Origin of the sequence: Idiomarina sp. 017G, from assembly GCF_004362265.1 — a bacterium.
GTDB lineage: Bacteria > Pseudomonadota > Gammaproteobacteria > Enterobacterales > Alteromonadaceae > Idiomarina > Idiomarina loihiensis.
Genome location: NZ_SNWT01000011.1, coordinates 74,666 through 81,228 on the forward strand (window position 1 = coordinate 74,666; position 6,563 = coordinate 81,228).

Below are 6,563 nucleotides of genomic sequence, written 5' to 3' on the forward strand. Positions count from 1 at the left end.
AATAACCTAGCGGGCTGAGACTAACTGATTCTCAGGAAAGTTTGCTCTCAGCACCTTCATCGCGTCTTCACGTAGTTCAGGCAGTTCCAGTTGATCATAACTTTCTACCATTATAGCTAAGGCATTTTCGACTTCCGGTGTGTCTGAAAAATGCTCTAATACATACCGACCACGGTTAGCTGCGGCTAAGTAAGCCTGACGCTCCATATAATATTGAGCGATAGCCAGTTCTTTTTTAGCCAAACGACTTTTCAATGCAATTAAACGCTTTTTCGCATCTGCTGCATATTCGCTTTTCGGATACTTGCGAACTAACTCAGCAAAATCTTTAAATGCCGCCTGGGCCATAGACGAGTCACGGTCAGAGCGGTCAACGCCAGCCAGATTATGTATGGCATTGTGCTCAGCACGCTGATTAACCAACCCGCGCATATAGAGTGCGTAATCGACATCTTTATGATTTGGGTTCAGGCTGATGAAGCGATCGATTGCGGCTAAGGCTTCGTCTGTATTATCGAGTTTGTAATGCAGATAAATAAGGTCTAGCTGAATTTGATGAGCAAAAGGGCCAAAAGGGTAACGCTTGTTCAGGCTGGACAATTGTTCCTGCGCCAAATTCAAATTACCATTAGCCATACTCTCCTGAGCCTGCTCATACATGGCTTCGACTTGTGTTTTTGCAACTTGTTCTTCTTCCGACTGGCTTGAACAACCCGCTAACATTAATCCCAGAACCGATGATAAAACGAGGCTTCGGCTTAACTTATTACTTAACATATTATGAAGGATTCCCTTTATTTTTTTGGCGCTGCACCGGCAAACCGTTACACTAGCATATTCTTGCATTCTAACGCAGCCGTAAAGGCTTTGACAGTCGAAACCCAATATATGAACAAAAGCATTGAATTAGAAGCCATTGTTACCGAGTCTCTGGCTGGAAAAAGATTAGACCAGGCACTTGCAGAGTTGTTCCCTGACTACTCAAGGTCTCGCTTAAAAAGCTGGATAACTGATGGAAAAGTGACCATTGATACAAAAGTCATCGAAAAACCGCGAGAAAAAGTGGTCGCCGGTGCTTTAGTTGCAGTGGACGCAGAAATTGAAGGGGAAGAGCGGCACGCAGCACAGCCGGTGGAACTGGATATTGTTTATGAAGATGACGATATTCTGGTTATTAATAAGCCTGCGGGCTTAGTTGTCCATCCCGGAGCAGGAGCGCCTGACAGAACCTTGCTGAACGGTTTGTTGCATTACGATCCGCAGCTCGATTTAGTGCCGCGGGCTGGTATTATTCACCGTTTAGATAAAGACACAACAGGACTGATGGTTGTTGCGCGTAATGTGCCCGCACAGACGCAGCTAGTCTCAATGATGCAGGATCGCGATATTACTCGCGAATATGAAGCAGTGTGTAATGGTGTGATGACAGCCGGCGGCATGGTTGACCAACCTATCGGTCGTCATCCGACAAAACGTACGCATATGGCGGTGGTGCAGTCGGGGAAACCGGCAGTCACGCATTATCGTGTGTTAGATCGCTACCGTGCGCATACATTACTTCGTCTGCGTTTAGAGTCCGGCCGAACTCACCAGATTCGCGTGCATATGGCGCATATTCGCCACCCCTTAGTCGGTGACTTGACCTACGGCGGCCGACCGCGTCCGCCCAAACAGGCTGAAGATCGTTTATTGCAGACGTTGCGAGGGTTTAACCGCCAGGCGCTGCATGCGGCATCGTTGGGCTTACATCATCCAATTACCGGCGACTGGCTGGAGTTTAATGTTCCACGGCCAACCGATTTTCAATATTTAATTGAAGAACTGCGCGTTGATCATGAACGTTTCAAGTCAGCATGACGGCATTATAGTTCCTGACTGGGAGCTGCCGTCGAATGTTCACGCGGCAGTGACCACCAGAGCTTTTGGGAACCTGGCCGCGCATGTCGGAGATGACCCCGCTGCGGTTCTTCTGCGTCGCCGACAATTGCAGCGCTCACTCAAATTACCAACCGCGGTTACCTGGCTGCAGCAACAACATACCAATAAGGTTTTGAGTTGGCCTTTTAAGTCTGCTGTTGCGGATGCTGTCTATAGCGACGATCCCCAGAGTGTCTGTGCGGTTTTAACCGCAGACTGTTTGCCTATTCTTTGCTGTTCGGACGACGGAAAGGAAATTGCAGCAGTGCACGCAGGTTGGCGAGGTTTAGCCAGCGGGGTATTACAAAATGCTCTGGCAAGCTTTAAAAGCCCTGCGGCTAACATTCGCATTTGGATAGGACCGTCTATCGGCGCTTCGGCTTTTGAAGTAGGTGATGACGTAAGAGATGTGTTCGTTGCACGGCATTCATCTAATGCGGAATATTTTATTTCTCACTCCGGTAAATGGTTAGCCGATTTAGCCTCAATTGCAGCGGACGAGTGTTTGCGCGCGGGCGTTGAGGATATAACCAAAAGCAGCGAATGTACTGTTCGTAATAACCGAAGCTGGTACTCGTGGCGCAAGGAGAAAGCTGCAGCTAGATTTGCGTCAATTATTTGGCGAAATTAATTTTAGTCACTTGAAAATGCGCAAAAAGTACCCACATTTAACTTAACGAAAGAATTAAGTGAGGAAGTACCAATGCGACACGATAAATTTACCAGTAAGTTTCAGATGGCAATTGCCGATGCTCAGTCAATTGCTCTGGGACGTGACCATCAATTCATAGAACCCGTCCATTTAATGCAGGCACTGTTGGATCAAAACGGTGGCTCAGTGCGCCCTTTATTTACCATGCTGGGTGTGGACATTCCCCAGTTCAGAGCGAACTTGTCGAAAGCCCTGGATGCCTTACCTCAGGTTGAGGGCACCGGCGGTGACGTTCAGTTATCGCAGAACACAGCTCAACTTTTAAACCTGTGCGATAAATACGCGCAAATAAGAAATGATTCTTATATCTCGTCTGAACTGTTTTTGCTGGCTGCGGCAGAAGACAAAGGCAAGCTGGGCGATATTTTCCGTCAGCAGGGCATAAAACGTGATGCGTTGGAAAAAGCCATTAACGACATTCGTGATGGCGAAAAAGTGGATGACCCTAATGCCGAAGACAAACGTCAGGCGCTGGACAAGTACACCATTGATTTAACTGAACGTGCGGAGCAGGGCAAGCTTGATCCTGTTATTGGCCGTGATGAAGAAATTCGCCGGACTATTCAGGTATTGCAGCGCCGTACTAAAAACAACCCGGTACTTATTGGTGACCCCGGTGTCGGTAAAACCGCCATTGTTGAAGGGTTAGCTCAGCGTATTGTTAACGGCGAAGTGCCTGAGGGTTTAAAGCATAAACGAGTATTGTCTCTGGATTTAGGGGCTTTATTAGCGGGAGCGAAATTCCGCGGCGAGTTTGAAGAACGACTCAAAGCTGTATTGACTGAGCTTTCTAAAGAAGAAGGTCGCATCATTTTGTTTATTGACGAAATGCACACCATGGTCGGTGCTGGTAAAGCGGACGGTGCGATGGATGCCGGCAACATGTTGAAGCCAGCCCTGGCTCGCGGCGAGCTGCACTGTGTCGGCGCTACTACATTGGATGAATATCGTCAGTATATTGAAAAAGATGCGGCGCTGGAACGACGCTTCCAGAAAGTTCTGGTGGAAGAGCCAAACGTGGAAGACACCATTGCTATTTTGCGTGGTTTGAAAGAGCGCTACGAACTGCACCATTCGGTGGAAATTACCGATCCGGCGATTGTTGCGGCGGCGTCTTTATCGCATCGTTATATCAGTGATCGCAAACTGCCGGATAAGGCCATCGACTTAATTGACGAGGCGGCATCAAGTATTCGTATGCAAATTGACTCTAAGCCGGAGGATCTTGATCGTCTGGAGCGTCGAATTATTCAGTTAAAACTTGAACGTCAGGCGTTGCAGAAAGAAAAAGATGATGCCAGCAAAAAACGCTTGGAAATTCTGCACGACGAGCTAGACGAGCAAGAACGTAAATATGAAGAACTGGAAGAAGTCTGGAATACAGAAAAAGCGGCAGTACAAGGTACTCAACATATTAAAGCGCAGCTAGAGCAGGCTCGCACGGATATGGATATTGCCCGCCGTGCCGGTGACTTAAACCGGATGTCAGAACTTCAGTATGGCCGGATTCCTGAACTGGAGCGACAACTGGATTTAGCCTTGCAAGCCGAAATGCAGGATATGAGTTTGCTCAAAAACCGTGTTACCGAAGAAGAAATTGCTGACGTATTGTCACGCTGGACTGGGATTCCGGTTAATAGAATGCTCGAAGGCGAGCGCGAAAAGCTGTTGCAGATGGAAGAGCAAATCCACAGTCGGGTAGTGGGTCAAAATGAAGCCGTAGATGCGGTTTCCAATGCCATTCGCCGTTCACGCGCGGGGCTTGGGGATCCAAACCGTCCTATTGGTTCATTCTTATTCCTTGGTCCAACCGGTGTGGGTAAAACAGAATTATCTAAGGCTTTAGCGAACTTCATGTTTGATACTGACCATGCGATGGTACGTATTGATATGTCCGAGTTCATGGAGAAGCATTCGGTTGCTCGTCTGGTTGGTGCGCCTCCTGGCTATGTTGGCTATGAAGAAGGTGGCTATTTAACCGAAGCTGTACGGCGTAAACCTTATTCGGTGATTTTGTTGGACGAAATAGAGAAGGCTCACCCCGATGTCTTTAATATCTTATTACAGGTATTGGACGATGGCCGCTTAACCGATGGTCAGGGACGTACGGTCGATTTCAAAAATACCGTTATTATCATGACCTCTAACCTGGGTTCTGATTTAATTCAGGAGCATGCCAAAGAGCATACTTATGAGCAGATGAAGGCCGAGGTTATGGAAGTGCTGGCGCATCATTTCCGTCCTGAGTTCATTAACCGTGTGGACGAAACCGTTGTTTTCCATCCTCTTGGGGAAAGTGAAATTAGATCTATTGCGCAGTTCCAGTTGCAGCTCCTTTATAAGCGCCTGGAAGACAAAGACTATCAGTTAGAACTGGATGATAAGGCTTTATCTCATCTGGCAAGAACGGGATTTGATCCGGTATTTGGCGCGCGGCCTCTGAAACGTGCTATTCAACACGAGTTGGAGAATCCTTTAGCGCAAAAAATCTTGTCAGGGGAACTTGAGCCTGCTAAACCGATCAAAGTAAGTGTTGAAAATGAGCGGTTAGTGATCACGCAATAACCACACAGGGCTTCGGGCATTTCCTGTTCGAAGCCCTAATGTGATAACCTGACTACTTTCTATTTAGTGACTAAAGAGTGTTTTATACATGAGTAATGACAGCTCAAATACCAATGGTAAGAGCCGCGGTATCTATTTACTGCCAAACTTGTTTACGACTGCAGGCTTGTTTTCAGGCTTTTATGCCATAGTCGCGTCAATGAACGATCGCTTTATTGAAGCGGCAGTCGCAATTTTTATTGCAATGGTTTTTGATGGGCTGGACGGCCGGGTTGCAAGAATGACCAATACCGAAAGTGACTTCGGGGCTGAATTCGACAGTATGGCCGATATCGTCTCCTTTGGTATGGCACCGGCCTTGGTCATGTATAACTATGCCTTGGCTGATCTCGGAAAAATAGGTTGGTTAGCAGCCTTTATTTTTGTGGCTGGTGGTGCATTACGGCTGGCGCGGTTTAATACTAACCTCGGCTCCTCCGATAAAAACTTCTTTCAGGGTCTGGCAATACCCAGCGCCGCAGCTATTGTTGCAGGCTTAGTCTGGGTGGGCGCTGAGTACGGTGTCGAAGGTAGTGATATGGGTGGTTTTGCTGCCGTTATTACTATTTGTGCTGGCCTGCTAATGGTCACGAATTTCCGCTACCACTCTTTTAAAGACGTAGACTGGAAGGGCAAAGTTTCTTTTCTCGTTATTCTGGTTATTGTTTTGGTTTTCGTTATTGTTGCGACGCAACCATCTTTAGTGCTGTTCTCAATATTCTTCTTGTATGCCTTATCGGGTCCGGTATTAACCATCAAGAATGTAAAAAAATTGAAGTTAGGTCATGTTGTTGGTGACGATGACGAAGATGACGCCGACTTTAATGACAATAAAGAGACTAAAAAAGAAGCAGAAAAAGCCGAGAAAGAAGATTAAACTAGCAAATTGGTGAAGTTCTGAGCAAACGAGCAAATAGGTTCTAAAAAGATCTTGCAAGGCTCAGAGAGATCACTATAATTCGCCGCCGTTGTCATGAGTTATCTGCAAAGTGTATTTGCAACAAATTCCGACAACGGCGTTTTGTTTTAACCGGGCTGAAAAAGCTGAAAAAAATGGGTTGACGAAACGAAAGGGACGTGTAGAATACGCCTCCCTGCTTCGAAAGAAGCAACGCTCTTTAACAATTATATCAAGCCAAGCAAACTGTGTGGGCACTTGCAGAAGTTAAGCAAAACGAAATATTTGTATTGCAACTTTTGAATGAGTGTTCAGCAAGGTTTCATTAATGAAGCTAAGCAAAAACGCGTAATTCATTGAGTTGATTGAACTACTTTTAATTGAAGAGTTTGATCATGGCTCAGATTGAACGCTGGCGGCAGGCCTAACACA

5 protein-coding genes are annotated in these 6,563 nt (G+C 46.6%); 4 read left to right on the forward strand and 1 reads right to left on the reverse strand.

The features are described from left to right. Positions 1–6: 6 nt before the first annotated feature. Positions 7–777 carry an outer membrane protein assembly factor BamD gene (locus DEU30_RS12560; RefSeq protein WP_114982346.1) on the reverse strand — a complete coding sequence of 257 codons (771 nt, stop codon included), beginning with the start codon at positions 775–777 and terminating at the stop codon, positions 7–9. A gap of 111 nt (positions 778–888) precedes the next feature. Between DEU30_RS12560 and rluD the strand changes: the two genes are divergently transcribed. The 4 genes from rluD to pssA all read left to right on the forward strand — a co-directional run bounded on the left by rluD (position 889) and on the right by pssA (position 6,110). Continuing rightward, positions 889–1,857 carry a 23S rRNA pseudouridine(1911/1915/1917) synthase RluD gene (gene rluD / locus DEU30_RS12565; RefSeq protein WP_011234434.1) on the forward strand — a complete coding sequence of 323 codons (969 nt, stop codon included), beginning with the start codon at positions 889–891 and terminating at the stop codon, positions 1,855–1,857. Further along, a complete protein-coding gene (gene pgeF / locus DEU30_RS12570) occupies positions 1,835–2,548 on the forward strand; it encodes a peptidoglycan editing factor PgeF (RefSeq protein ID WP_114982345.1) in 714 nt (237 codons plus the stop codon). The genes rluD and pgeF overlap by 23 nt, the downstream gene beginning before the upstream one ends. Before the next feature lie 72 nt (positions 2,549–2,620). Then, a complete protein-coding gene (gene clpB / locus DEU30_RS12575; protein ID WP_114982344.1) occupies positions 2,621–5,194 on the forward strand; it encodes an ATP-dependent chaperone ClpB in 2,574 nt (857 codons plus the stop codon). An 88-nt stretch (positions 5,195–5,282) separates the two neighbouring features. Beyond that, positions 5,283–6,110, forward strand: a complete 828-nt coding sequence (gene pssA, locus DEU30_RS12580; protein ID WP_011234431.1) for a CDP-diacylglycerol--serine O-phosphatidyltransferase — start codon at positions 5,283–5,285, stop codon at positions 6,108–6,110. The last annotated feature ends 453 nt before the right edge of the window (positions 6,111–6,563 follow it).